This is a genomic window from Novosphingobium sp. NBM11, assembly GCF_015390225.1.
Lineage (GTDB): Bacteria > Pseudomonadota > Alphaproteobacteria > Sphingomonadales > Sphingomonadaceae > Novosphingobium.
The window spans coordinates 2,945,446-2,968,596 of the sequence record NZ_VUOG01000001.1 but is presented as its reverse complement, the minus strand read 5'-3'; the positions used below and the strand labels follow the sequence as shown (position 1 = coordinate 2,968,596).

Genomic DNA, 23,151 nt, shown 5'->3' with positions numbered 1-23,151 from the left:
AGCCTGGCATTCAGTCCAGGGCAGCGATACCCGGCACCGTAAAGCTGAATACCGCGCCGCCGCCCGGCTCGTTCCGCACATGCAGGTTCCCCCCCATGCCCTGCACCGCGTTGCGGCAGACCTGCAGCCCCATCCCCATGCCGGTCGCTTTGGTGGTAAAGAACGGTTCGAACAGCTTGTCGAGGATATCGTCCGGGATACCGGGACCGGTATCCCGCACCGAAACCGCGATGCCTTCGGAAGCGTTCGAGATTTCGACGGTGATCTTCCGCGGATCGGTCCCCGCCAGCATCGCCTCCGCCGCATTGGTGATGAGATTGACCAGCACCTGCTGGAACTCGACCGGATCGGCGAGGACGAGCGCAAGATCGGGATCGCAGTGCAGCACCAATTGCGCCTCTGCCCGCCTGACCTCGCTTTCGAGCAGACCACAGGTGGCCCGCGCCAGCGCGCTGATATCGACGCGCCGCAATTCGCGGCGCCGCGGCGCAAGACTCTCGCGCGTGTGCTCGACAATCGCCTGAACACGGTGAACCGTCCGGGTCAGCCGCTCGATGCCACGGATCGCCGCCTCAAGATTGGGTGTTTCCCCGGTGAGCCAGCGCACGGTGGTCTGCACATCCATCGCCATCGACGCGATGGGCTGGTTCAGTTCATGCGCGATGGTGGCGGAATAGGCACCCACCGTTGCAATGCGGTTGGCCCGCGCCAGTTCGTCCTGCGCGGCGCGGCGCATCTCCTCGATCCGCTGCTGTTCGGAAAGGTCGACGAGGTTTGACAGGTGCAGGTCGTCCGACAGCCGGTTCACGTTGAAATGAACGGGTATCCGGCGGGAATCCTTGCCGATCAGCACGGTCTGCCCGGAAATATGCTCTTGATCGTAATAGACCATCTCGAGCTGGCTTATCAGGACGTCGCGGCCGTCCTCGGCATTGTGCGCGGGCGGGTTGGCCGCCAGTTCGGCAAGGTCCGCATAGCCCATCATCTGGGCGAGCGCCCGATTGACCCGCGTGGTCCTGATATTCGACAGGCATTCCTCGAGAACCTGCGGATTTTCGTCGAAGTACGCCTGCAAATCCTGGACGCCTTGCGCCTTGATGCGTTCGAGGATGGGCTTGGTCAGGCTGAAGTCCATCTCGGCGAAGCTGATGCCGCCCACGTCGAACAGACTCGAATAGCGCGCTTCCGTGCGCAGCAGTTCGGCCGTCCGCTCGGCGACCCTGCGTTCGAGGTTGGCCATCAGGTCGTTGACGCGCTGCTGGGCCAACACCTCGTTGTGGATGTCCGTCGCGCCGCCATAGAAGCGCAGTATCTCGCCGGTCTCGGCGGACCGCACCGCCCGGCGTGCCATCGACATCCAGTGATAGCTGCCGTCCTTGTGCCGCAGACGGACCTGGCAGGCGATATCTTCGCCAGTTTCCAGTGACCGCGTCAGCACCTGGCGCAATGGCCCGATATCCTCGGGATGGACGCATTCGCGCCAGGTTTGCCCGGCAATGCCTTCCTCTCGTTCAACGCCGGTAATCTCGGTGAAGCGCTGGTTGAGAAAATCCCATTTCCCGTCCGCCGTCGAGCGCCAGAGCAACTGGGGAACCGAATCCGCAAAAACTGTCAATTCCCGTTGGCTTTCTTCCAGTTCGTTGCGGACCTTTTGCAGTTCCTCCTTCGCGGTTACCTCTTGATGTACGTCGGAAAGCCCGCCGAAGCGCTCGATCTCGCCGGTGATGGGTGAGCGGACTGGCTTGTCGTAAATTTGCATCCAGCGATACGAACCGTCGGCCTGGCGCACGCGGATCTCGAGGTCGGTCAGGGTCTGCGTGGCGACCGCATGGGGAACCGCGGCATGAAGCGCGGGAAGGTCATCGGGGTGGACGACATCGTTGTAGCGCTCGTTCGCCAGCACGCTTGAGCGATCCAGTCCGGTTACATGGGTCCAGTGTTCGTTGAGGTATTCGATCTCACCTCGCGGGTTGGACCGCCACAGCACGAACGGGACCGAGTTGAGGAAATGTTCGATCTCGGCCCGGCGGCGGTCTGCCTCCGCGCTCGCCGCGCGCAGGCGTCGTTGGCTTAGCAACAGGAATGCGACAACACCGATCGCGATGCAGGGGAAAAGCGCCTGCGCTGCGGCAGCAAGCGGCGCCGGATCCGCCTGCGCCAGAAGCCGGGCGGCGAAAGCCAGCGCCATGCAGACAGGCGCTCCGACGAGAACCGCGATTTCCCCGCCGCCCGCAAGGGCCGCTGCGACTACGACAAGATGGAGAATGGAAACAGGCAGATTATTCGCAGAGGCCCGGTCGAGGAAAAACACCACCCATGCCATGAAGAAGGCGCCAGGCAGCCAGAGATAGCTGTATTTGCGGTCGGTCATGCCAATCGGTCCCATCGCCCAATCTGCCTGTCATTCCATCGCTATTCGCGCCTGACAAGCCGCCGCAGCGCATAAGCCTAACGTCAAACCCTATTGCCGCCTGAGCAAGTACGAAGCCGCCTGGAAGCGTCCCCGGCCCGTGCGTGAACACCATTGTAGCCATATGGTGCTCGGCCGCGATGGCTGCGCGCTGGTATGCCCTCCCCCTACCTTGTTCTGTCTGGCGATCGCAAACCGCCATGCTCAAGCTCTCCGCGAAAGGAGAACCCCTTGAACCAGCACAAGACAGCGCCGACGCAGCACGTCGTGGTCGGCGAAACGCGCTATGCCTATCGTCGGTTCGGCGACGAAGGAGGAAACCCCATCGTGCTTCTCCAGCATTTCACCGGAGGCATGGATCACTGGGACCCCTTGCTGACCGACGGCCTTGCCCGCAAACGCCCGGTCATCCTGGTCAACAACGCCGGGGTCGCCAGTTCCACGGGCACCGCCCCACCGACGATCGAGGGCATGGCCGGATGCATCGCCGAATTTGTCGACGCACTCCAACTTCGCACGTTCGATCTGCTCGGCTTCTCGATGGGCGGCATGGTCGCGCAGGCGTATGCCAAGCAGCATGGCGACCGCGTGCGCAAGCTGGCGCTGCTAGGCACCAGCCCGCGCGGCGGCGAACCTACGCCCTATCAGGCCGAAGTGGCACAGCGAGCCAGTGGCAACGCCAACCTCGAGGACTTTGCCTGGCTGTTTTTCGGCCATTCCGAAGCGGGCCGCGCGGCCGCGGCGGCATTCTGGCAGCGCCGGCATGAACGAACAGAAGATGTCGATCCGCCCAGCGGCATGGCCACGATCATGGCGCAAGTGGCCGCCGGACGGGACTGGCTTGTGCCCCACGGCGAACGCTTCGCCGATCTTGCGGCGATCAGCTGCCCGACGCTGGTCGTCAATGGCAGCCTCGACGTGATGCTGCCAACGATCAATTCGTTCCATCTCCAGCAGCATCTGCCCGATGCGCAACTCGTCCTCTATCCCGATGCTGGCCATGCGGCACAGTTCCAGTATCCCGAACTGTTTCTGGCCCATCTCCTCCTGTTTCTCGACGGACACTGAGCAGCCTGCGGACGATTGCCGCCCCCTGCCGAATGAAGGACATGCTATGGATCCCCTCGCTTCTGCAACCGTTGCCGCCCATGGCGGGCTGGTCCAATGGAAGCGCTTCACCACGCTTTCCGCGCGGCTCGCGCAAGGCGGTGCGCTTTGGCCGCTCAAGGGGGTCGGCGGCGTGCTGGACGATACCGTGGTGACCATAGACCTGACCCGCCAACAGGCCTCGCACGCGCCCTTCGGCGATGCGGCGCGCAAGTCCGCGTTCGCGCCGCATCGGGTTGCGTTGGTGTCCGGCGCGGATACCGTGGTGGAAGAACTGGCCGACCCGCGCGCCTCGTTTGCCGGGCATACGCTCGAAACCCCGTGGACCGAACTGCAGCTGGCCTACTTTGCCGGCTGCGCGATGTGGACCTATCTGACGCTTCCCTTCCTGCTGGCCGAGCCGGGAGTTACGGCGCAGGAAATCGAACCCTGGGAGGAAAGCGGGGAGCAATGGCGCCGCCTCGCGGTGACATTTCCCACGCACATCGCCACCCACAGCACGCACCAGACGCTTTACATCGGCAATGACGGCCTGCTGCGGCGCCACGATTACGACGTCGAGATCGCCGGGAACACGCCGGGCGCCCACTATCCCACAGACTATGTCGAAGTGCAGGGCATCCGGTTTCCCACCCGCCGCCGCATCTATCCGCGTCAGGCCGATGGCAAACCGATGGCCGAGCCGCTCGTCGTGTCGATCGATCTCGGCGACATCGTGCTGCGCTGATGCATCGCGGCCCATTGGAACGACCATGGCAGTACGACCGATTTACCGATAGAAACCCCGGAATGCGGCACACGATTCTCGGCGCGTGCTTGTTCGTCGCAGCCTTCTTCGCGGCGCCTTCGGCAGCATCCGCCACCGATCCCGGCAGTAGCGCTACCGCGACGGATACCTCCCACATCGTCGTGACAGCCTTGCGCCGCCCGCTGCCCGCAGACGCCGTGCCCGCCAGCCTGACCGTTCTGACCGGGCAGCAGTTGCAGGCCCGTTCGGTCCGCTCGTTTGCCGATCTGGCGATGATCGAACCCAGCCTCCAGATTTCCGCCTATCAGGGCGAGAGCCAGATCTTCGTGCGCGGGATCGGCGCGGTCACCTTCCTGGGCGGATTTGACAGCAGCATCGCGGTCAATCTCGATGGAGTCTATCTTGGCAGGCCGAGCGCAGCGGCATCGGCGATGTTCGATCTCGACCGGATAGAAATCCTCAAAGGCCCGCAAGGCACGCTCTATGGCCGCAACGCCACGGGGGGCGCGATCAATCTGGTGAGCCGCGGCCCCGCGCAGGACTGGCAGGCCGACGGGCGCGTGGCGTTCGGCAACTATGCCCGCGCCGATGCCTTCGCCAGCATTGCCGGCCCGCTGACCGACAGACTGGCAATGCGCTTTTCGGTGGGGAGCAGCAATCACGCCGGCTACACCCGGCTGATTACCGGACGCGATGCAAGCGGCAAGGACCGCGTTGATCGCGCCGAGGACCAGCACGACCAGAGCGCCCGCCTGCGGCTGGACTGGCAGGCCCGCAGCAATCTGAAACTTGCCCTCTCCGCCGATGTCAGCCGGGCTGATGACCGCGCCGTGGTGTTCCACTTTGCCGGGCCGGGTTATGGCAACAATCCCGTCTTCCTCGCGCGCCTTGCGCAAGGCATCGTCGGCCCGGTCGGAGCGCGCACCATCGCCTCGTCCGTGCTGCCGTTCAACCGGCCGCTGAACTGGGGCCTGATGGCCCGGGCCGAGCTTGATCTGGGGGGCACCATATTGAGCGCGACGGCAGCCTATCGCCAGACGCATCCGAAAAACCTCGACGATCTGTCGAACAGCACCGTGCTGGGCGAAACCCAGTACAAGGAAGAAAACGCCCGGCAATGGAGCATTGACCTGGCGCTGCGCTCGGCGCCTTCGGCCACGCTCACTTACTGGCTCGGCGCCTCGCACTACATCGAACACAATGCGGTTCGCAACGAGTACTTCTTCCCTTACCTCGTTACGCTGCTGGGCGGCACGGGCAGTGCCGACTGCTGCCTGCTGCGCGCCAACGGCAACCAGCGCACCCTTGCCGACGCGCTGTTTGGCGAGGTTGGCGGCGCGATCCTGCCTCGCACCACAGTCACCGTTGGCGGACGCTGGACGCGCGAACGCCGCCAGGGGAGCAATCTGCTCGATTTCACCGGCCTCCAGACCCTGAACAATTCGGTTCTTGCTCCGGCCGATTTCCGGTCCTTCACACCAAAGGCCGTGATCGACCACAGGCTTTCGGGGCGCAGCCATATCTTCGCCTCGGCCACGCGCGGCTACAAGGCAGGCGGGTTCAACCTGGGCTCTGCGCAGAACACGCCGTATGCCCCGGAAAAGATCTGGTCCTATGAATTGGGTGCCAGGTTTGCCGGCCCGAACTGGAACATCGAAGCGAGTGCCTTTCGCTACGATTACCGCGACCTTCAGGTGCAGGATGTCGACGCGAATTCCGTGCTCATCCGCAACGCGGCAAACGCAAGGGTCGACGGCGTGGAACTGGGCCTGCGCGGCGCGAGCGGGCCGCAGTTCCGGTTCGCAGCGCAGGCGACCTGGCTGAACGCGCGCTTTTCGCGCTACGCCACCATCAACACCAAACAGCCCGGCCTCGGCACGCAAGACCTTGCCGGAAACCCGCTGCCCCAGGCGCCGCGCTGGCGCGTACTGGGCTATGCCGAACGGGATTTTGCGCTGCGTGGCGGCGCCATCCTGCGGCTGCGCGGCGATGCCAGCTGGCAGGACCGGATCTGGTTCACCGCCTTTCGCGATGCGCGGGCCACTCAGGCTGCCTGGTGGTGGTTGAAAGCCCGCGCGACGTGGATCCCCGCGCATGGGCGCTGGCAGGCCACCGCGTTCGTCGACAATCTCACGAACACGCGCGCATTCACCAATATCTCCATCACCGGCGATCTCGACGCGAGCCGTGCGCTCGGCAACATGGCCCCGCCCCGCACGTTCGGGTTGGAGTTCGGCTTCCGTCTTTAGGGTCAGGAGCCCTTACCGGCACGGCAGGGCCAAGCACCCGTGCCACCCATCGGCAGCGTCCGCCTAGATGCCGAGCAGGTCGATCTTGCGCAGCATATCGGCGACCGAAATCGACTTGAGTTTGCGCCCCGCGCTTGAGCGATGCATCTTCACCGTGATTTCGGTGATGCCGAGTTCATAGGCGATTTGCTTGTTGAGCAAGCCGCGCGCAACCCCGCGCAAGACATCCGTTTCGCGCGGGGTCAGGCTTTCGCCCAGCCGCCGCACGGTGTTTCGCTCTCCGCCATCCCTGTGCTTTTCACCTTCGGTCCGCAGCGCATGAGACACCACGTCGAGCAGTTCCTGCTGACGAAAGGGCTTGGGCAGGAAGTCGATCGCGCCGGCCTTCATCGCCCTGACGGAGGTGGCGACATCGGCGTGACCGGTGATGAACACGATCGGCACGAACTGGTTCATCTCCCGCAGCTGCGCCTGGAATTCGAGTCCGCCGGTGCCCGGCAGCCGCAAATCCAGCACAAGGCAGCATGGCCGATCGGGTATGCCATGCTGCAGCATCTCCGCGGTGGATTCGAACACGGCCGTTTCAAGGCTCACGGATTCGAACATGTCCTGCAGGCTTGCGCGCACGTCGGGATCATCATCCACGACGAGGACAAGCGGCTGCCGCGATGTGAACTGGGCCGATGCTTCCTGCACGAGAGCTGCCCTGACCGTAGCCATGGATCGCCTTTCCGGCCGATCGGCCTTGTATTGCGACGCCAATCTACATCGACTTTGCCCGCAGTGCCAGCCGCCGCGCCCCATACCTCGGTATGGGACGCCACAGAACAAGAGCTATGCAGCCGCAACACTGCTATCAATTGGCTGCAAAGTAGCCGATGACCACCAGCGGCAACACCGGCCTGGCAATGCCAAGCAGCCCCGAACGAGAGGACAATGTTGGTGCCTGGGCCTTCCCCGAAAATGCCGGCCCTAATCGGAATTGTCGACGATGACGATGACGTGCGTGAGGCTTTGGAAGGGATGCTGGAAAGTCACGGCTATCTCACGGCTTCGTTCAAGTCGGCTACCGATTTCCTTAAATCTGCCGATGTCTCGAGTTTCTTCTGCGTCATCACCGACTTCCAGATGCCAGGTCTGACCGGACTCGATCTGATCGATGCGCTGCGGGATTTTGGAATGCCCATGATCATGATCACCGCGTTTGCCACGCCGGTGATCGAACGGCAGGCCCGGAATGCCGGCGTGCGCCTTTTCCTGCGCAAGCCTTTCAATCCCCAGCAGCTTGTTGCCGCGATCAAATCCATTCGCAACGGGATGATGTGAAGCGTCGCCCGCGCGCAGCGGCAGCCACGGAGACTTTGCGCGCAGCAGGGCATACCACGGTAGAGCTGTGCCGAATGCCGGCACCCGATCATGGTGGCGACCAAGACGTCCCGTCGCCAACGGCGGCGCCACCAAGGAATTGCCCCATGCCTTACCACCTCCTGATCGACGGCGCACTGGTCGACGGCACCGATACCATCAACGTCATCGATCCAACGATGGCCCAGCCCTTCGCGCAGTCGCCGCGCGCCAGTGCCGCTCAGGCCGAAGCTGCCATACAGGCCGCCAAGCGCGCTCAACCCGCCTGGGAAGCCTTGGGTTACGAAGGCCGCAGGCCGTACCTTGAACGGTTTGCCGAGGCGATCACCGCCAACCTCGATTCCATTGCAGCAACCCTGACCCGTGAACGCGGCGGCCCGATTGCAGATTGCCGCTTCGAGGTGGGCCGCGCGCGCGATGCCATCGCCCACTTCGCCACGCAGTCTCTGGCCGATCGCGTGCTGCTCGAAACTCCCGGACAGCGCATCGTCGAACAACGCTACGCGCATGGGGTGCTGGTCGCTATCATGCCGTGGAACCGGCCGATGACGCTGCTCTCGTTCAAGCTTGGGCCAGCGCTGATTACCGGGAACACGGTGATCGCCAAGCCCGCCCCCACCACGCCGCTTTCAACCCTTCTCCTCGGCCAGCTGGCTGCCGAAATTTTCCCCGCCGGCGTCTTCCAGACCCTGGTGGATGCCAATGACCTCGGCCCTCTGCTGACCAGCCATCCCGACGTCGCCCACGTCAGCTTCACCGGCTCGACGCCGACCGGCAAAAAGGTGCTGGCGTCGGCCGCCGACACGCTGAAGCGCTTTACCCTGGAACTCGGCGGCAACGACGCAGCCATCGTGCTGGACGACGCCGACATCGCCAAGGTTGCAGACCGCATCTTTGCCGCAGCCTTCATCAATGCAGGCCAGGTCTGCTTTGCCACCAAGCGCGTCTACGCCCCGCGCCGACATGCAGCCGATCTCGCAGCGGCCCTTGCCGAACGGGCCGCTGCGGCGGTTCTGGGCGATGGCATGGACCCTTCCACCACCATGGGTCCGCTGCAAAACCGCATGCAGTTCGACAAGGTGCTGGACGTGATCGCGTCCGCCCGCGCGCAGGGCGGCCGATTCCTGACCGGCGGCGACGCCACCGGTCAGGGCTACTTCATCCGCCCGGCAATCGTCACCGGTCTGCCCGAGCAGGCGCGGCTGGTTCGGGAGGAACAGTTCGGCCCGGTTCTCCCGGTCCTGGCCTACGAGCATGTGGACGAAGCGGTGGCCGCGGCCAACGCCAGCGACTTCGGGTTGGGCGGCACCATCTGGGGTACAGACACCGACCGGGCCATGGCCGTGGCCAGCCGCATCCAGACCGGCACCATCTGGGTGAACCAGCACATGGCACTGCCCCTGGACGTTCCGTTCGGCGGCGCCAAGCAATCGGGCATAGGTCTCCAGAACGGCCTTCCGGGCATGGAAGACGTCACCCAGTTGCGTGTTCTCAACGCCATTCTGGCGGAATGAGGGGATCGGCGATGGACAACACAACGTTTCGGATCGGCGGCGAACTTGAGGTAAACCGGCTAGGCTTCGGCGCCATGCGTCTCACCGGGCCAGGCATATGGGGGCAGCCCACCGACCGGGAAGCAGCCCTCGCCACGCTCCGCCGGGTGCCCGAACTGGGCATCAACCTGATCGATACGGCGGACAGTTACGGGCCGGATGTTTCCGAACCGCTGATCCGTGAAGCCCTGCATCCTTACGCCCCCGGCATGCACATCGCCACCAAGGCCGGGCTCCGCAGGCCCGGCCCCGATGCGTGGATGCCGCACGGCGATCCCGACTATCTCATCGCCCAGGCGCGCAGGAGCCTGACGCATCTTGGCGTAGAGCAGATCGATCTGTGGCAACTGCACCGGATTGATCCCAGCGTACCGCGTGACGAGCAGTTTGGCGCCGTTCGTGCCATGATCGACGAAGGGATCATCCGCCATGCCGGGCTCAGTCAGGTAACAGTTGCGGAGATCGAGGCGGCGCAACGGGTCTTTCCGGTCGCGACCGTGCAGAACCGCTTCAATCTTTCCGATCGCTCGAGCGAAAGTGTGCTGGATTACTGCACGCGCCACGCGATTGGATTCATTCCATGGTTTCCGCTCGCGGCAGGGGCGCTGACCGGGCCGGGCTCCGCCCTTGCCGTTATCGCGCAGGCACATGCGGCGACGCCGGGCCAAATTGCCCTCGCCTGGCTGCTGCGTCGCAGTCCCGTCATCTTGCCCATCCCGGGCACCGGGAGCGTAGCGCACCTCGAAGAAAATGCTCGGGCACTGCATATCGTGCTGAGCGATGACGAGTTCGCCAAGCTTGAGGCCACTTACCGCTAAGGTAAGGACCCATTACTGGCGTTGCCGCAAGCCGCGAGGCTGAAAGCCGTCGCGTTTTCCAGAAGAGGCTTCTTACAGCCTGCTCCCCCTACCAAGGGACGGGAAAGACAAACCATCGCAGGCCTGTTCCACCCCTGCAGTTCGGTTCAGACTGGCCCTGTTCGGACCTGCTGCGGTGTAAACCCAGCGCCACCACATTCGGGAACAAGGCCCATGGACCCGGCCGGCAACACCATTTTGATCACCGGCGGACATCCGGCATCGGCCACACCCTTGGCCGAACAGTTCCACCAGCCGGGGCGCTAAACCGCCCCGGCCACCCACCTTCCCCACAACGGAGAATGAAGATGTCCCGCATTGCCATCACCAGCCGTGACCAAGCCCCTGCAGCCGCCCAGCCGACGCTCGATGCCGTGCACAAGCAGCTCGGCTTCACCCCGAACTTCTTTGCCGTGCTGGCCAACAGCCCGGCCGTCCTTGCCGCCCACGGCGCCTTCGACGGTGCGCTCGGCAAGACGCTCGATCTGAAGACCCGCGAAGGGATCGCCCTTGCCACGGCGGCCGTCAACGGGTGCGAATACTGCACCGCCGCCCATACCTATACCGGGCACACCTTCGCCCGTCTCTCGGAGGCCGATATCGCGGCAGCAAAGCGCGGGGAGGCAGCGGACGACAAGCTTGCCGCCGCGCTGCATTTCGCCCGGCGTGTCGCGGAAACGCGCGGCAAGGTTGGCGATGACGACCTGGCGCAACTGCGCGCAGCGGGTTATGGTGATGCCCAGATCCTGGAGATCGTGGCCAACGTCGCCAAGAACTTCCTCACCAATCTCATCAACAACGTGGCGCAGACCGACGTCGACTTTCCGGCGATCACCGCCAGCGCAGCCGCCTGAAAAGGTACATGGCCAGGGCGGCGGACGAACGGCGAAAGCCGCCCTATACTCGCGTGTGATTGCGCTGCGGCTGCATCGTGTGGTTCGTTTACACGCAGCGGACGCCGCCGCCGCGGCACTTGCTCCAACGGAACACGAAGGCTGACGCGTCATGAGCCAATCCGATTTCGAACTCTCCCGTCGCCAGGTGGTAGGCGGGGCAGCCCTCTCACTCGGGCTCGCGCTATTTCCTGATCCCGCAATGGCGGCCGTACTCCACGACGCCGCATCAAAAGGACACATGACCATGGGAACGATCAAGGTCGCAGACGGCACGGAAATCTTCTTCAAGGACTGGGGCCCGAAAGGCGCGCAGCCGATTGTGTTTCACCACGGCTGGCCGCTCAGTGCGGACGACTGGGACGCCCAGATGCTCTACTTCCTGGCGCAGGGCTATCGGGTGATCGCCCATGACCGCCGCGGCCACGGCCGCTCCACCCAGACCGATACGGGTAACGACATGGACACTTACGTGGCCGATGTCATCGCGCTGACTGATCACCTGGATCTGCGCAACGCTGTGCATATCGGTCATTCGACCGGCGGCGGGGAAGCGGCGCGCTACGTCGCCCGCGCCAAGCCAGGACGCGTTGCCAAGGCCATTCTCGTCGGGGCCGTCCCGCCGATTATGGTGCAGTCTGCCAAGAACCCCGGCGGCACCCCGATGTCGGTATTCGACGGATTTCGCACCGCGCTTGCAGCCAACCGCGCGCAGTTCTACCTCGATGTGGCGAGTGGCCCGTTCTACGGCTTCAACCGCCCGGGGGCCAAAATCTATCCCGGCACGATCCAGAACTGGTGGCGGCAAGGCATGATCGGCGGCGCCAAGGCGCACTACGATTGCATCGAGGCATTTTCGGAAACCGATTTTACCAAGGACCTGCAGGCAATCGCCGTTCCCACGCTCGTGCTGCACGGCGATGACGATCAGATTGTCCCGATCGCGGATTCCGCGCAGCTTGCCATCAAGTTGCTGCGCAAGGGCCAGCTAAAGGTGTACCCGGGCTTTCCGCACGGCATGCTGACGGTTCACGCCGATGTGCTCAATCCCGATATGCTGGCCTTTATCAAGGCCTGATCCCGAAACCGGAACACTGCGCAGGAAAGGCCGCTCTCATCATGAGGGCGGCTTTTTCGCGCGCACGCGGCGCGCTTTGGCCTGAGGTAAAATGCCTTCGTGCGGCGAAGTCGCGCTCCAGCCGTTCGGTGGCGATACTGGCCCGTTCGAAATCCGATCTCGGAGATGGAAAATGCCGGGCGGCCCCCAGGAGGGGGGGAGCTTCGGGGCCGCCCGGCAAGGTTGGGACCACATCAGGCCCTGGGAGTGCCAATAGCGGGATCGGGAGAGTTGGCACTGCATCGGTTCCGGATCGATGCCATGATGGTGCGTTAGTTTCGGCGCGGAGGCTATCACGCGGAAGTATATACGATGCCTTGCCGAACCATACCGAGGTGCTGCTCCTCCTTCATCCATCGCAAGGACCACAAACCTGCTCGCGCGCATAATTGCGCGAACGCGATCATGTCCTCGGTCAGGCGGAGCGCAGCAGCAGCGTTACCGCGAAGCGGCCGTTGCGGCGGCCGAACGTAACCTTGCCGTCATGCGCGGCAGCCACGCGGCTGACGATGGCAAGGCCCAGCCCGGTCCCCTCGCCGCCACGCGCGCTATCGCCGCGGGCGAAGGGGCGCAGCATCTGTTCGCCCGCGGTCGGCGCGATGCCGGCGCCGGCATCGCTGACCGTGATCCGCAACGCCCCCGCTTGCTCCGCAGCGCTCATCATGACCGGCGCCACGCCGTGACGCGCCGCGTTCGACAGCAGGTTGCCCACGGCCCGCGCCACCGCCTGCGGCCGCAGCGCGAAGGTCAGCCCGGGTGCGACATCGGGCGTGACCGTGCCCACCAGCCCGGCATCCGCCACCGCGCGCGCCAGCAGCCCGGCCACGTCGGTCGGCACCTGCGCCTCGTTCTCGAAACCCCGCCCGAAATCGAGGAACTGGGTCAGCATCGCCTCAATCCGGTCAACCTGCCGCAGCGCGGTTTCCTCCAGCTCCTCGTCCTGCCCGCGCAGCATTTCCAGCGAGAGGCGCAGCCGCGTCAACGGCGTGCGCAAGTCATGGCTGACCCCTGCCAGCATCAGCGCCCGCTCGGCTTCCTGACCCGCGATCCGCGCGGTCATGCGGTTGAGCGCCCCCGCCACGGCGGCCACTTCCTCCGGACCGGAGACGTCGAGAGGCGGCTGGGCTCCATCGGCGCGGTAGCCATCGACGCTTTGCGCCAGTTGTCGCAGCGGCCGGTCGATCCGGCGCTGCAACGCCAGTCCGCAGGCGATCGCAATCACGAACGCCACGAACGAGGCGAGCATCAGGCTGGCCAGCGCACCACGCTGGCGCGGTGGCGTGATGCTGACCCAGTAATCGCGCTGCCCCATGCGCAGCAGGAACCATAGCCGCCCACCCGTATCGGTGCGCCAGACGAGTTCGTCCTGCATGTGCAGGCGCGAGGCGAGCGTCAGCGTGAACTGCCGCTCGACCATCGTGGGAAAGCGCGGTCCGTCCGAAGGTACGTCCGCCGCCGGGCGCACCGCCATGCTGCCCGCGCGGTTGATCCCGTCGATCAGCGCCGCCTGGCGAGCCGGGTCCATTTCGCGCATCGCCTGCGACAGCGCGGTGACCATGTCAGCGGTGACGGCGGCGACGCGGATCACTTGCGGGCGGATCACCAGCGTCATGACGAGAAAGCCGGCAAGCAGTTGCCCCGCCAGCACCACCGCCACCAGCAGCGCCACGTTGCGATGGAACAGCCGCCGGAACACGCGCCTCAGCCCCCCGCCGTCCGGTCGGCCATCCCGTCCGTCAACACATAGCCGACGCCCCATACCGTTCGCACATGGCGCGGATCGGCCGCGTCGTCGCCGATCGCGCGGCGCAGGCGCACGATCTGCACGTCGATGGCCCGGTCGGTCACTTCCGCATCACGGCCCAGCGCGCGTTCGATCAGTTGCGCCCGGCTGAGCGGCCGCCCGGCGCTGCGCGCCAGTGCTGCGAACAGCGCGTATTCGCGCGAGGACAACGGCAGCACCGCACCATCGCGGCTGACCGTCATCGCGCAGAAGTTGATGCGGAACGGACCGATCTCTCGCTCCTCGTCACGCGTCATGGTCCGCTCCGGCCCCAACCGGCGCAAAATAGCGGCCAGCCGCGCTACCAGTTCGCGCGGCAGGAACGGCTTGGCGAGGTAATCGTCGGCGCCCATCTCCAGCCCCAGCACGCGGTCGATCGGATCGCCGCGCGCGGTGAGCATGATCACCGGCGTCGCATCGCCCGCAGCCCGCAGCCGGCGCACCACCGCCAGGCCATCCTCGCCCGGCATCATCAGATCGAGCACGATGACGTCGGCCGGCTCGCGTTGCAGCGCCGCGTCCATCGCCTTGCCCCCGTCCACCGCGCGCACGGCATAGCCATGCTCCGACAGGAAACGCTGCAGCAGCGCGCGCAGTTCAGAATCGTCGTCGACAACAAGCACGCGGGGCGAACGGTGGCTCATGCCCCGCCTTGTGCCATTCCCGCCGGGCCGCCGCCAGCGCGCAAGCTGTGACAAATGGTGACAGCGCGTCGTGCGTGTCACGCCTTGCCGCATCATCGCGCTTCGTCGGCATTGTCATGACACATCGCCTTGCCATTTCCTCGCCATCGCCAGTCAACGGCGTTCATTTTCACGCAAAGGAAACCAGACCATGATGCGCAAGACCATGAACACGATGATCGCCATGCTCGCCGCCACGACCCTGCTTGCCGGTGCCACCGCCGCCGAGGCAAGGCAGGGTATGGTGCGCGTTCGCGGCGCCAACGGCGCGGCCACCGGCGTCGCCGGGCCACGCGGCATCGCCGGACGCGCCCACGGCACCTATCAGTCGTCCGACGGCACGGTGACGCACGCCAGCGGCAGCGCGTTCCGGGGCGCCAACGGCAGCCGCGGCTATCGCGGTTCGTCCACGTCCGTTTCGCCCGACGGCACCGTAACGCGCAGCGGACAGGCCGCCGCCAGCGGTGCGCGCGGGTCCGCCAGCAGCGCGGGCAGCTTCACCCGCTCCGCCGACGGCACCTGGAATGGCAGCCGCTCTACCCAGGCGACGAGCGCCACGACCGGCAATTCCTATTCGGGTTCGACCACGATCGATCCCACCACGGGCAAACCCGTCCATTCCGGCACCTGCACCGATGCCTCTGGCGCCACGATCCCCTGCCGCTGATCCCGGCGCTTCCGTATCCGTCCGGCGCGGGGAGCTTCCGGCTTCCCGCGCCTTTCCCGTCGCCAAAAGGAAAAGCGTATGAGAGCCCTTTCGATCGCGCTGGCCGCGCTGTCCATGATCCCCACCCTCGCCCATGCCACCCCTGCCCGCGCGACCGCGCTGCCCGAAGGCGCCGCCGATCGCCTGCGCGAAGCCGATGCCAACGGGGATGGTGCGATCAGCCGCGCCGAACTGGGCGCATGGCGGGTCAGCCAGTGGCAACGCATGGATCGCAACGGCGACGGCGCTTTCTCGCGCGATGACCTGCCCGCGCTGATGCGCAGCCGGTGGGACTCCGATCGTCTGGTCAAGCTGCGCCAGGTCTACGACCGCAATGACGATGGACGGATCAGCCGCACCGAATTTGTCGACGGCCCCGCCCCTGCCTTCGAGGCCGCAGATACCAACCGCGACGGCGTGGTCAGCGCGCAGGAGATGCGGGCGTTGAAGGCCCGCAAGGCCGGCTGAGCCGCCGCCTGCATTCCCGAAACGCCCCCTTGCTGCCAGACGTTCGGCCGGATCGATCAGCGCTTGATCGGCAATCCGGCCGAAGCCCACGCGTTGAAACCGCCGGCAAGATGTGTATCGACGGCGGCCTGCGCCACCGCGCATCTGTCGAGCGCCATGGCCGAACGCTTGCCCCCAAGGCAATTCAGCACCAGCTTCTTTCCGCCCGCATCGGGCAGACGCGAAGCCTGAAACGTTGACAGCGGCATGTTGACCGCACCGGGAATATGACCGGCAGCGAACTCGTCCGCCTCGCGCACATCCACCACCATCGCCTTGCCATCGTCCAGCAGCGCCGCGAGTTCGGTCGCGCCGATTTCCGCATGCCGGGGCTTTCCGAAACCAAAGACCATTCGTCGTCCCTTCCGAGTCCGGAGGGCGATTTGCGGCGCCCTCACAATTGATGTTGCTAATATTGTAATTACATTATATAAGTCAATTGTAATTTACAACGAGCTATCGATGAAGGAGCGCGACGATGCACAAGGATTGGCCAGCGATGGCAACCGAACTCTCCGGTGCGATCAAGGAAGTGCGGCTTGGCACGCCGGAGGTGATGAAGGCGTTTTCGGCGATGGCCAAGGCCGCTACCGACGCCGGCGCGCTGGATAGCAGGACCAAGGAGCTGATCGCGCTGGCCATCGCCGTGGCGATCCGCTGCGACGGCTGCGTCGCCTTTCACGCCCAGGCGGCGGTGAAGCACGGCGCGACGCGCGAAGAGGTCATGGAAACCATGGGCATGGCTCTCTACATGGGGGCAGGCCCCAGCCTGATGTATGCCGCGCAGGCGGTCGAGGCCTATGACCAGTTCGCGGCAAAGGGCTGATTGCCAGAACGGACGAACCGTATGTCCCCGACCGATGCCGCAATCGTCATCTGCCCCCGGTGTGCGGCGGCCAACCGCGTGCCGCAGGGGCGGCTGACGCAGCATCCCACCTGCGGCAAATGCAAGGCGCCGCTGTTCACCGGCCAGCCGGTGAACGCCACGCTGGCCGCATTCGACCGGCACGTGGGCAAAGGCACGTTGCCGGTGCTGGTCGATTTCTGGGCCGAATGGTGCGGTCCGTGCAAGATGATGGCGCCGGCCTTCGCCTCGGCCGCGCAGGCACTCGAACCCTCGGTACGGTTGCTGAAGGTCGATACCGAACGCGAACAGGCACTGGCCGCGCGCTATGGCATCCGTTCGATCCCGACGATGATCCTGTTTTCCGGCGGGCGCGAGGTGGACCGCATCTCCGGAGCGATGGACGCACGCCGCATCGCCGCCTGGGCGCAACGCCCCTGATCGTTGCCGCCCTGCCCCAACTCTTCGCCCCAACGCATCACAAGCGAGCCCTCAACCCACGCAAAAGGGGCGACCGTTGCCGGTCGCCCCTTCGCTGGCGTTCGTGCGCCGGGGAAGATCAGAACTTCTTGTTCACCGTCACCGCGAATTCGCGTGGCCGGCCGACGTTCGAATAGGCCGTGCCGGCGGACGACGCGAGCGCCTGGAACCGCAACGGCAGGTAGTAATACTTGTCGAACAGGTTCTGCGCTTCCACCGAAATCGACAGATCCTCGTTTGCGTTCCGCCAGGTGATGCGAGCATTGGCCAGCGTGTAGGACGGGTTGTAATCCAGCGGCCCGAAGTTACCGCCGCCCAGCGCGAGGCGCCCGATCGTCTGCTTGCCCACATGCGACAGGTCGATGCGCGGCGTGATGGAACCGGAAGAACCGAGATCGGCGCGGTACTGCACGCCAAGGCTCCACCGCCACTTCGGCGTGGTGATCGGATCGGCCAGACGGATCGATCCGCCCACCGTCGGCCCGATGCGCGACCACGAACCGTCGATATAGCTGAGCGAACCATCGATATCGAGACCGGGGATCGGGCTTGCGCTCAGTTCGGCCTCGGCGCCCGCCATATGCCCGTCACCCGCGTTCTGGATCGCCGCGCAGGGGAACGGATCGGTCCCCACGGCAAAGCCATCAAGCAGCGAACAGTCGCCGATCGGCAGCTGGATATTCTTGTAGTCGTTGTAGAAGCCGGAAAGGTTCAGGCGCAGCTTGCGGTCGAACAAATCGGTCTTCAGGCCGCCTTCGTAAGCGGTCAGCGTTTCCGGCGTGAAGGTGCCATTCTTCGCCTGCGCCTTGGTGAACGGGCGCGCGGTCACGCCACCGCCCTTGAAACCGGTGCTGACGGTCGCATAGGCCAGCACTTGCGGGCTGAAGCGATAGTCGACCGAAATACGCCAGTCGACCTTGTGGCCATCGTACTTGGCAACCGAACCATCCAGCGCGCCGACACCGAAGATATCGACCAGCGGACCGCCGCTCCAGTTCTTGCGAACGAAGGTGTAATCCTTGTGCTCCTTGGTGTAGCGCAGACCACCGGTGATCGTCAGCCCTTCGACGGGCCGGACGATGACCGTACCGAACGCCGCCTTGCTGTTGGCGTTGACCGGGTCGTTGCCCAGGAACTGCAGGAACAGCGGCGGCGCGCCGTGGCCGATATAGCGGATGTCCTGCCGGGTGAAGTAGATCGACTGCTGGTCGTTGTAATAGCCACCCAGGGTCCAGTCGACCATATCGCCGATCTTGCCGTTAAGGCGCAGCTCCTGGCTGAAGAAGCGGAAGCGCAGATCGTTGAAGCCGGCGCCGCCAATGAGCGGATCGGGCGTGTAATCGTCATCGGTGCCAAACTGTTCGCGATATTTACGATAGGCCGTGATCGACTGGATCTTCAGCGAATCGTTCAGCGAAATGTTCAGATTGCTGGAAACGCCCCAGCCCGTGAACTTCGTGGTGTTGGGCATGGTATAGGCTTGCGCGGCCTGCCCGCCAGCCGGAAGGTAGAAACTGGCATAGGTGCAATAGCGGCCGCAGGTAAAATCGATCCCGTCCGATTTCGCCGGGTTGGAATAGGACAGCACACCCGCCGCATTGGTGCGGTTTTCGTAGGTGTAATCCCCGGTCACCGTCCAGTCGATCGTGTCGTTGGGATTGTAACGCAGTGACCCGCGCAGACCCGAATAGTTCTTCTCGCCAAGCTTGGCGACAACGCAGTTCGACGGCGTGGAGGCATTGCCGGCGATACCGAGGGCATTGCCCGGCTTCGCGCAGCCATAGTCAATCTGACTGACATAGCCGTCCTGGCGCTTGAACACCCCGGAAACGCGGGCATAGAGCCCCTCGGCAAGCTTGAAATTGGCACTTCCGCGCAAATCGATGCGGTTGCGGGAACCATAGGCCGCCTCGACCGATCCGCTGTTTTCCGCGGCGGGCTTGGCCGAGAACAACTTGATCGCGCCACCGATGGAGTTCCGGCCCGTCAGCGTTCCCTGCGGACCACGCAGCACTTCCACGCGATCCAGGTCCAGCAAGTCCATGACGCTGCCGGTCAGGGTCGCGAAATAGACGTCATCGACGTAGATGCCGACGCCCGGTTCGTAGGCGGGGTTGAAGTCATACTGGCCGATGCCGCGAATGTAGGCTGCCATCGACGATCCGAAGGCCCCGCCCATCTGCGTGAGCTGTACGTTGGGCGCCTGGGCCGCGATCTGCGAAATATCGGTTTGGTTGCGAGCTTCCAGCAGCTTGGAATCAACCGCCGTGATCGACAACGGCGTGTCTTGCAGGCGTTGCGAACGGAACTGCGCCGTCACCACGATTTCACGCGACGCGGCGGCTTCATCGGATGTTGATTGCGCCTGCGCCGCTTCCTGCGCGAAGGCTGGCATGGCGAGACCAAACGCCAGCGCCGCGGCACTTCCCGCGGAAAAAAGACGCACGATTCCTGCAGTACGGTTGGCGATTGCCATATCCCCTCTCCTGTTAGTATCCTCTACGGGACAGCCTTGCTAATTGTTAGTTAGGCATACAAACTTACCCGTGGCAAGCGCTTCCTGCACCATGTCGCCGCAAAAACGGCGCTGATGCACAAAAGTCACAAAACCACCACCCGCCTGGCTGCCGCCTCTTGCCGTTCGCGCCCGGTGCGGCGATAGGCAACGCCATGACTTCCAAGGCTTCCGCCACGCCCGATCCGCAGACCGGCGGCACCGACAACGTGGCCCTGCTGATCGACCTGCTGAAGCTGGCCACCTTCATCGCCGGCCCGATGCGCGATGGCGTAGCGGAGCCGCTCGCGCTCAGTTCCAACGATCTGCGCGTTATTCTCGCGCTGGGCGGCGAAGGCGAACTGGCGGGGCACGACCTGTCCGAAATCATGGGAGTGCCCCCCATGAATGTCAGCCGCGCGCTGGCCAGCCTGCTGGAACGCGGCCTTGTCGAACTCGGCAGCGATCCGGCGAACCGCCGCCGAAAGCCTTTCCGGCTGAGCGCGCAAGGACGGGCGACTTTCGCCAGCACCCTGCCCGCCATGGAGAAAGTCGGCGGCGCCCTGTTCGTCGATCTCGACAAGGCGGAGCGCATGGCTTTCGGCCGGGCCATGCAGGCCGTGCTGGCGCGTATTCCGGGCTGGATGGACCGTCACAGTCCCGCCTGACGATCGCACCCAAGGTCGGTCATGATGTCGCCTTGCTGGCCAGCACCGCACCGAACCGGGGATGCGCAAAGTGCATCGGCACATCATGGCGGTGTGGCCATGTCTGGCGGATTTCCGCGCTGCGGATTTCATCGGGGCCAAACGGATTTTCGGGATAGCATTCGGTCAAGGGCTGGAGATGCGCGGTGGTCTTCGACCAGCCGGCTTCGTATTCGCCCTGCCACTGCATCATGTAGTCCAGCCGCTTGATCTTCCAAACACCATCTTCGCGCACGTAATCGTTCTCGTAGATCCCCGCTTCCATGAACTGGAGCGGCAAACCCTGCGGCTTGAAGGCGCGCGTTTCATGGCTGCCGCCAAACAGCACGGCACGGAACCGGCCCTTCGCGGTCTGCCGGTCCGGCGCGACGGTAATGATGTCCTGCATCTGGAAATGATCGAGCAGGAAACCATAGGCCGGCGCTTCCTCGCCCGGCGCAAGGAACAGGCTGCGGAACCACGTGCCATAGAGCCGACGCGCGCCTTCCCGCCCCCGGTAGATGCCCGAAAGGAAGATCACCTCGCCGTCCTCGGCAAAAAGCTCTGCCACGTCGTCGGCGCGGTTGAAGTCGATGTAATAGCCATAGGCCCAGTGCAGGCGGCGGATGGCGTTGACGTCCTCCAGCAAGCCCACACGGCTTTCCAGCGCCTCCAGGCGGGCAGCAACATCCGTCATTTCAACTCTCCCAATTTCGATCTTTGTATGTAACACTAACAATAACAATCGATGGAACCATTGCGAGAGGAAAACATGGCGCTTGCCCAAAAAGACGGTTCGGAATGGTCCGGCCAGGTCGCGTTCGTAACGGGTGGCGTCACGGGGATCGGCCTTGGCGTGGCGCAGGCGCTCAGCGATGCCGGCTTGCGGCTGGCGCTTAGCTATCGCAACGAGGCCCATCGCGAACTGACCGCGCGCTGGTTTGCCGATAAAGGGCGGGAACAGCCGCTGTTCGTGCCGCTGGATGTAACCGACCGCGCCGGCTTCGCCGAAGCGGCCGAGGCCGTGGAAAGGCATTTCGGCGCGGTGCACGTGCTGGTGAACAACGCCGGTGTCAGCGTGTTCGGCCCCACCGACGAGGCGAGCTATGCCGACTACGACTGGATCATGGGCGTCAATTTCGGCGGCGTGGTTAACGGACTGGTTAGCTTCCTGCCCAAGATCAAGGCGGCCGAGGGACCGCGTCACGTCGTCAACATCGCCTCGATGGCGGCCTTCCTGCCGGGGCCGCAAGCCGGCATCTACACCGCCAGCAAGTTCGCCGTGCGCGGCCTGACCGAATCGCTGCGCTACAACCTAGCGCCCCACGGCATCGGCTGTTCGCTGTGCTGCCCCGCGCTGACCCGGACCAACGCATGGGATTCGGCGCTCAAGCGCCCCGACACTTTCGCCGATAGCGGCTTTGCCCCCGTTGCCCGAGCCGAACTGGAGCAGTTCGGGACGGCTTTCGAAGCCGGCATGGACCCGTACGAAGTCGGCCGCAAGGTGTTCGCGGGCGTGGTCGAAGACAGGGCGCTGATCCTTACGCATCCGGAGTTCCGCGAGGATTTCGAGGAAATATTCCGGGACAGCGTGAACGCCCTGCCCAACGAGGAAGCGCCGCCCGCCCGGCTCGAAATCGAACGCCTGCGCCGCGCGGCAAACAAGGCGGCAAAGGCCGGCCGGATCATCGGTCTTTCCGATCTCACCTGAAGGCCATCGGTTGCGCCGCGCGGCTTCGCCGCTATCCTTCCGATCGGCGGGGATTTCGCGGAGAGAAGACGATGTGCGATCAGGATACGGAAGCCGATAACGAAAGCTGGCTGGCGCTGAACCGCCGGCAATTCACCGCCCTGGGCGCGGGCGCGGCGGCGATGGCGATCGTTCCCGGCTGCATGGCCCAGACGCATGATGGCGCGGGCGGCATCAGGACGGCCAGCCGCGCGGTGACGATCACCACGCCCGATGGCAAGGCCGACGCCTTCTTCGTCCACCCCGAAGGCGGCAAGCATCCCGCCGTGATCCTGTGGCCCGACATCGCCGGCCTGCGCGATGCCTACAAGACCATGGGCACGCGGCTGGCCGCGGCCGGCTATGCCGTGCTCGTGGTCAACCACTACTATCGCTCCAGCCCGGCGCCCATTCTCAACAGCCTGTCGGAATGGCGATCGCCCGAAGGACAGCAGAAGCTGGCGCCGATGATCGCGGCGATCACTCCGGCGGGTACCGTGCGCGATGCGGCTGCCTTCGTCGCCTGGCTGGATGGGCAGGCGGAAGTGGATACCAGCCGGAAGATCGGCACCTGCGGCTATTGCATGGGCGGGCCGTTCACCGTCCGCACCGCGCTGGCCAATCCCGCACGGGTCGGCGCGGCGGCTTCGTTCCACGGCGCCAGCTTGGTCAACGACACGCCCGACAGCCCGCACAAGCTGCTTGCGCAGACGCAGGCGGCCTACCTCTTCGCGATCGCGCAGAACGATGACGCCCGCGCGCCAGACGACAAGGTGCGGTTGCGCGAAGCGGCCGACGCGGCGAAGCGGCCTGCGGAAATCGAGGTCTATCCCGCCCAGCACGGCTGGTGCACGATCGATGCGCCGATCTACGACAAGGCGCAGGCCGAGAAGGCCTGGGGTCGCATGCTCGCGCTGTACAAGCAGTATCTCTGAGAGGG

The 23,151-nt window shown here is 64.8% G+C and carries 22 protein-coding genes; 15 read left to right on the top strand and 7 right to left on the bottom strand.

From position 1 onward, the window contains the following. Window positions 1–10: 10 nt before the first annotated feature. Entirely contained in the window at window positions 11–2,371 is a 2,361-nt protein-coding gene (locus F1640_RS14380; protein ID WP_158453946.1) for a PAS domain-containing protein, read from the bottom strand. Between the two features lie 270 nt (window positions 2,372–2,641). On the opposite strand from F1640_RS14380, the gene F1640_RS14375 reads away from it, so the two are divergent. The 3 genes from F1640_RS14375 to F1640_RS14365 all read left to right on the top strand — a co-directional run bounded on the left by F1640_RS14375 (window position 2,642) and on the right by F1640_RS14365 (window position 6,514). Next, window positions 2,642–3,478, top strand: coding sequence for an alpha/beta fold hydrolase (locus tag F1640_RS14375; protein WP_206694689.1), 837 nt, complete (start codon window positions 2,642–2,644; stop codon window positions 3,476–3,478). 46 nt (window positions 3,479–3,524) lie between these two features. Further along, entirely contained in the window at window positions 3,525–4,244 is a 720-nt protein-coding gene (locus F1640_RS14370) for a hypothetical protein (RefSeq protein ID WP_125954822.1), read from the top strand. A 62-nt stretch (window positions 4,245–4,306) separates the two neighbouring features. Then, on the top strand, window positions 4,307–6,514 hold the full coding sequence (locus F1640_RS14365) for a TonB-dependent receptor (protein ID WP_194919802.1): 2,208 nt from the start codon (window positions 4,307–4,309) through the stop codon (window positions 6,512–6,514). Between the two features lie 63 nt (window positions 6,515–6,577). Here the strand turns inward: F1640_RS14365 and F1640_RS14360 are convergent, their stop codons facing one another. After that, on the bottom strand, window positions 6,578–7,234 hold the full coding sequence (locus tag F1640_RS14360) for a response regulator transcription factor (protein WP_124807877.1): 657 nt from the start codon (window positions 7,232–7,234) through the stop codon (window positions 6,578–6,580). 216 nt (window positions 7,235–7,450) lie between these two features. On the opposite strand from F1640_RS14360, the gene F1640_RS14355 reads away from it, so the two are divergent. The 5 genes from F1640_RS14355 to F1640_RS14335 all read left to right on the top strand — a co-directional run bounded on the left by F1640_RS14355 (window position 7,451) and on the right by F1640_RS14335 (window position 12,260). Continuing rightward, on the top strand, window positions 7,451–7,840 hold the full coding sequence (locus F1640_RS14355; protein ID WP_194919801.1) for a response regulator transcription factor: 390 nt from the start codon (window positions 7,451–7,453) through the stop codon (window positions 7,838–7,840). A 74-nt stretch (window positions 7,841–7,914) separates the two neighbouring features. Continuing rightward, window positions 7,915–9,393: an aldehyde dehydrogenase family protein gene (locus F1640_RS14350; protein WP_309229268.1), complete on the top strand. Its 1,479-nt coding sequence runs from the start codon at window positions 7,915–7,917 to the stop codon at window positions 9,391–9,393. Window positions 9,394–9,404: 11 nt separating this feature from the next. Beyond that, a complete protein-coding gene (locus F1640_RS14345) occupies window positions 9,405–10,250 on the top strand; it encodes an aldo/keto reductase (protein WP_206694688.1) in 846 nt (281 codons plus the stop codon). Window positions 10,251–10,597: 347 nt separating this feature from the next. Beyond that, window positions 10,598–11,143, top strand: coding sequence for a carboxymuconolactone decarboxylase family protein (locus F1640_RS14340; RefSeq protein ID WP_125954819.1), 546 nt, complete (start codon window positions 10,598–10,600; stop codon window positions 11,141–11,143). A gap of 286 nt (window positions 11,144–11,429) precedes the next feature. Further along, a complete protein-coding gene (locus F1640_RS14335; protein WP_206694859.1) occupies window positions 11,430–12,260 on the top strand; it encodes an alpha/beta fold hydrolase in 831 nt (276 codons plus the stop codon). Between the two features lie 454 nt (window positions 12,261–12,714). On the opposite strand, the gene F1640_RS14330 is transcribed toward F1640_RS14335, so the two are convergent. Both F1640_RS14330 and F1640_RS14325 read right to left on the bottom strand, forming a co-directional pair. Next, a complete protein-coding gene (locus F1640_RS14330; RefSeq protein ID WP_309229267.1) occupies window positions 12,715–13,995 on the bottom strand; it encodes an ATP-binding protein in 1,281 nt (426 codons plus the stop codon). Window positions 13,996–14,000: 5 nt separating this feature from the next. Continuing rightward, a complete protein-coding gene (locus F1640_RS14325; RefSeq protein ID WP_194919794.1) occupies window positions 14,001–14,726 on the bottom strand; it encodes a response regulator in 726 nt (241 codons plus the stop codon). Between the two features lie 190 nt (window positions 14,727–14,916). Here F1640_RS14325 and F1640_RS14320 point away from each other — a divergent pair, with 190 nt between their 5' ends. Beyond that, window positions 14,917–15,432: a hypothetical protein gene (locus F1640_RS14320; RefSeq protein WP_125954816.1), complete on the top strand. Its 516-nt coding sequence runs from the start codon at window positions 14,917–14,919 to the stop codon at window positions 15,430–15,432. Window positions 15,433–15,510: 78 nt separating this feature from the next. Next, window positions 15,511–15,939, top strand: coding sequence for an EF-hand domain-containing protein (locus F1640_RS14315; protein ID WP_194919792.1), 429 nt, complete (start codon window positions 15,511–15,513; stop codon window positions 15,937–15,939). Window positions 15,940–15,995: 56 nt separating this feature from the next. Here F1640_RS14315 and F1640_RS14310 read toward each other — a convergent pair whose 3' ends face one another. Continuing rightward, window positions 15,996–16,331 carry a rhodanese-like domain-containing protein gene (locus F1640_RS14310; RefSeq protein ID WP_194919790.1) on the bottom strand — a complete coding sequence of 112 codons (336 nt, stop codon included), beginning with the start codon at window positions 16,329–16,331 and terminating at the stop codon, window positions 15,996–15,998. Between the two features lie 125 nt (window positions 16,332–16,456). Between F1640_RS14310 and F1640_RS14305 the strand changes: the two genes are divergently transcribed. Together F1640_RS14305 and trxC are read left to right on the top strand one after the other, a co-directional pair. After that, window positions 16,457–16,804 carry a carboxymuconolactone decarboxylase family protein gene (locus tag F1640_RS14305; protein WP_124807782.1) on the top strand — a complete coding sequence of 116 codons (348 nt, stop codon included), beginning with the start codon at window positions 16,457–16,459 and terminating at the stop codon, window positions 16,802–16,804. A 21-nt stretch (window positions 16,805–16,825) separates the two neighbouring features. After that, a complete protein-coding gene (trxC, locus tag F1640_RS14300) occupies window positions 16,826–17,263 on the top strand; it encodes a thioredoxin TrxC (protein WP_124807783.1) in 438 nt (145 codons plus the stop codon). A 118-nt stretch (window positions 17,264–17,381) separates the two neighbouring features. Here the strand turns inward: trxC and F1640_RS14295 are convergent, their stop codons facing one another. Then, window positions 17,382–19,778, bottom strand: coding sequence for a TonB-dependent receptor (locus F1640_RS14295; protein WP_124807784.1), 2,397 nt, complete (start codon window positions 19,776–19,778; stop codon window positions 17,382–17,384). 194 nt (window positions 19,779–19,972) lie between these two features. Here F1640_RS14295 and F1640_RS14290 point away from each other — a divergent pair, with 194 nt between their 5' ends. Further along, window positions 19,973–20,464, top strand: coding sequence for a MarR family winged helix-turn-helix transcriptional regulator (locus tag F1640_RS14290; RefSeq protein WP_194919788.1), 492 nt, complete (start codon window positions 19,973–19,975; stop codon window positions 20,462–20,464). Window positions 20,465–20,483: 19 nt separating this feature from the next. On the opposite strand, the gene F1640_RS14285 is transcribed toward F1640_RS14290, so the two are convergent. Then, window positions 20,484–21,179 (bottom strand): nuclear transport factor 2 family protein, encoded by a 696-nt coding sequence (locus F1640_RS14285; protein ID WP_194919786.1) that lies wholly within the window; start codon window positions 21,177–21,179, stop codon window positions 20,484–20,486. Between the two features lie 75 nt (window positions 21,180–21,254). On the opposite strand from F1640_RS14285, the gene F1640_RS14280 reads away from it, so the two are divergent. Both F1640_RS14280 and F1640_RS14275 read left to right on the top strand, forming a co-directional pair. Further along, complete coding sequence (locus F1640_RS14280) at window positions 21,255–22,193, top strand: SDR family oxidoreductase (RefSeq protein ID WP_194919784.1); 939 nt, start codon at window positions 21,255–21,257, stop codon at window positions 22,191–22,193. Between the two features lie 71 nt (window positions 22,194–22,264). After that, window positions 22,265–23,146: a dienelactone hydrolase family protein gene (locus tag F1640_RS14275; protein WP_194919782.1), complete on the top strand. Its 882-nt coding sequence runs from the start codon at window positions 22,265–22,267 to the stop codon at window positions 23,144–23,146. The last annotated feature ends 5 nt before the right edge of the window (window positions 23,147–23,151 follow it).

What these genes read in the sequence shown, in the direction of transcription:
- trxC (WP_124807783.1), top strand. Translation starts at nt 16,826, where the DNA reads ATGTCCCCGACCGATGCCGCAATCGTCATCTGCCCCCGGTGTGCGGCG.
- F1640_RS14350 (WP_309229268.1), top strand. Translation starts at nt 7,915, where the DNA reads ATGCCGGCACCCGATCATGGTGGCGACCAAGACGTCCCGTCGCCAACG.
- F1640_RS14345 (WP_206694688.1), top strand. Translation starts at nt 9,405, where the DNA reads ATGGACAACACAACGTTTCGGATCGGCGGCGAACTTGAGGTAAACCGG.
- F1640_RS14315 (WP_194919792.1), top strand. Translation starts at nt 15,511, where the DNA reads ATGAGAGCCCTTTCGATCGCGCTGGCCGCGCTGTCCATGATCCCCACC.
- F1640_RS14325 (WP_194919794.1), bottom strand. Translation starts at nt 14,726, where the DNA reads ATGAGCCACCGTTCGCCCCGCGTGCTTGTTGTCGACGACGATTCTGAA.
- F1640_RS14285 (WP_194919786.1), bottom strand. Translation starts at nt 21,179, where the DNA reads ATGACGGATGTTGCTGCCCGCCTGGAGGCGCTGGAAAGCCGTGTGGGC.
- F1640_RS14305 (WP_124807782.1), top strand. Translation starts at nt 16,457, where the DNA reads ATGCACAAGGATTGGCCAGCGATGGCAACCGAACTCTCCGGTGCGATC.
- F1640_RS14340 (WP_125954819.1), top strand. Translation starts at nt 10,598, where the DNA reads ATGTCCCGCATTGCCATCACCAGCCGTGACCAAGCCCCTGCAGCCGCC.
- F1640_RS14310 (WP_194919790.1), bottom strand. Translation starts at nt 16,331, where the DNA reads ATGGTCTTTGGTTTCGGAAAGCCCCGGCATGCGGAAATCGGCGCGACC.
- F1640_RS14355 (WP_194919801.1), top strand. Translation starts at nt 7,451, where the DNA reads ATGTTGGTGCCTGGGCCTTCCCCGAAAATGCCGGCCCTAATCGGAATT.
- F1640_RS14360 (WP_124807877.1), bottom strand. Translation starts at nt 7,234, where the DNA reads ATGGCTACGGTCAGGGCAGCTCTCGTGCAGGAAGCATCGGCCCAGTTC.
- F1640_RS14320 (WP_125954816.1), top strand. Translation starts at nt 14,917, where the DNA reads ATGATGCGCAAGACCATGAACACGATGATCGCCATGCTCGCCGCCACG.
- F1640_RS14335 (WP_206694859.1), top strand. Translation starts at nt 11,430, where the DNA reads ATGGGAACGATCAAGGTCGCAGACGGCACGGAAATCTTCTTCAAGGAC.
- F1640_RS14380 (WP_158453946.1), bottom strand. Translation starts at nt 2,371, where the DNA reads ATGACCGACCGCAAATACAGCTATCTCTGGCTGCCTGGCGCCTTCTTC.
- F1640_RS14295 (WP_124807784.1), bottom strand. Translation starts at nt 19,778, where the DNA reads ATGGCAATCGCCAACCGTACTGCAGGAATCGTGCGTCTTTTTTCCGCG.
- F1640_RS14275 (WP_194919782.1), top strand. Translation starts at nt 22,265, where the DNA reads ATGTGCGATCAGGATACGGAAGCCGATAACGAAAGCTGGCTGGCGCTG.
- F1640_RS14280 (WP_194919784.1), top strand. Translation starts at nt 21,255, where the DNA reads ATGGCGCTTGCCCAAAAAGACGGTTCGGAATGGTCCGGCCAGGTCGCG.
- F1640_RS14365 (WP_194919802.1), top strand. Translation starts at nt 4,307, where the DNA reads ATGCGGCACACGATTCTCGGCGCGTGCTTGTTCGTCGCAGCCTTCTTC.
- F1640_RS14370 (WP_125954822.1), top strand. Translation starts at nt 3,525, where the DNA reads ATGGATCCCCTCGCTTCTGCAACCGTTGCCGCCCATGGCGGGCTGGTC.
- F1640_RS14290 (WP_194919788.1), top strand. Translation starts at nt 19,973, where the DNA reads ATGACTTCCAAGGCTTCCGCCACGCCCGATCCGCAGACCGGCGGCACC.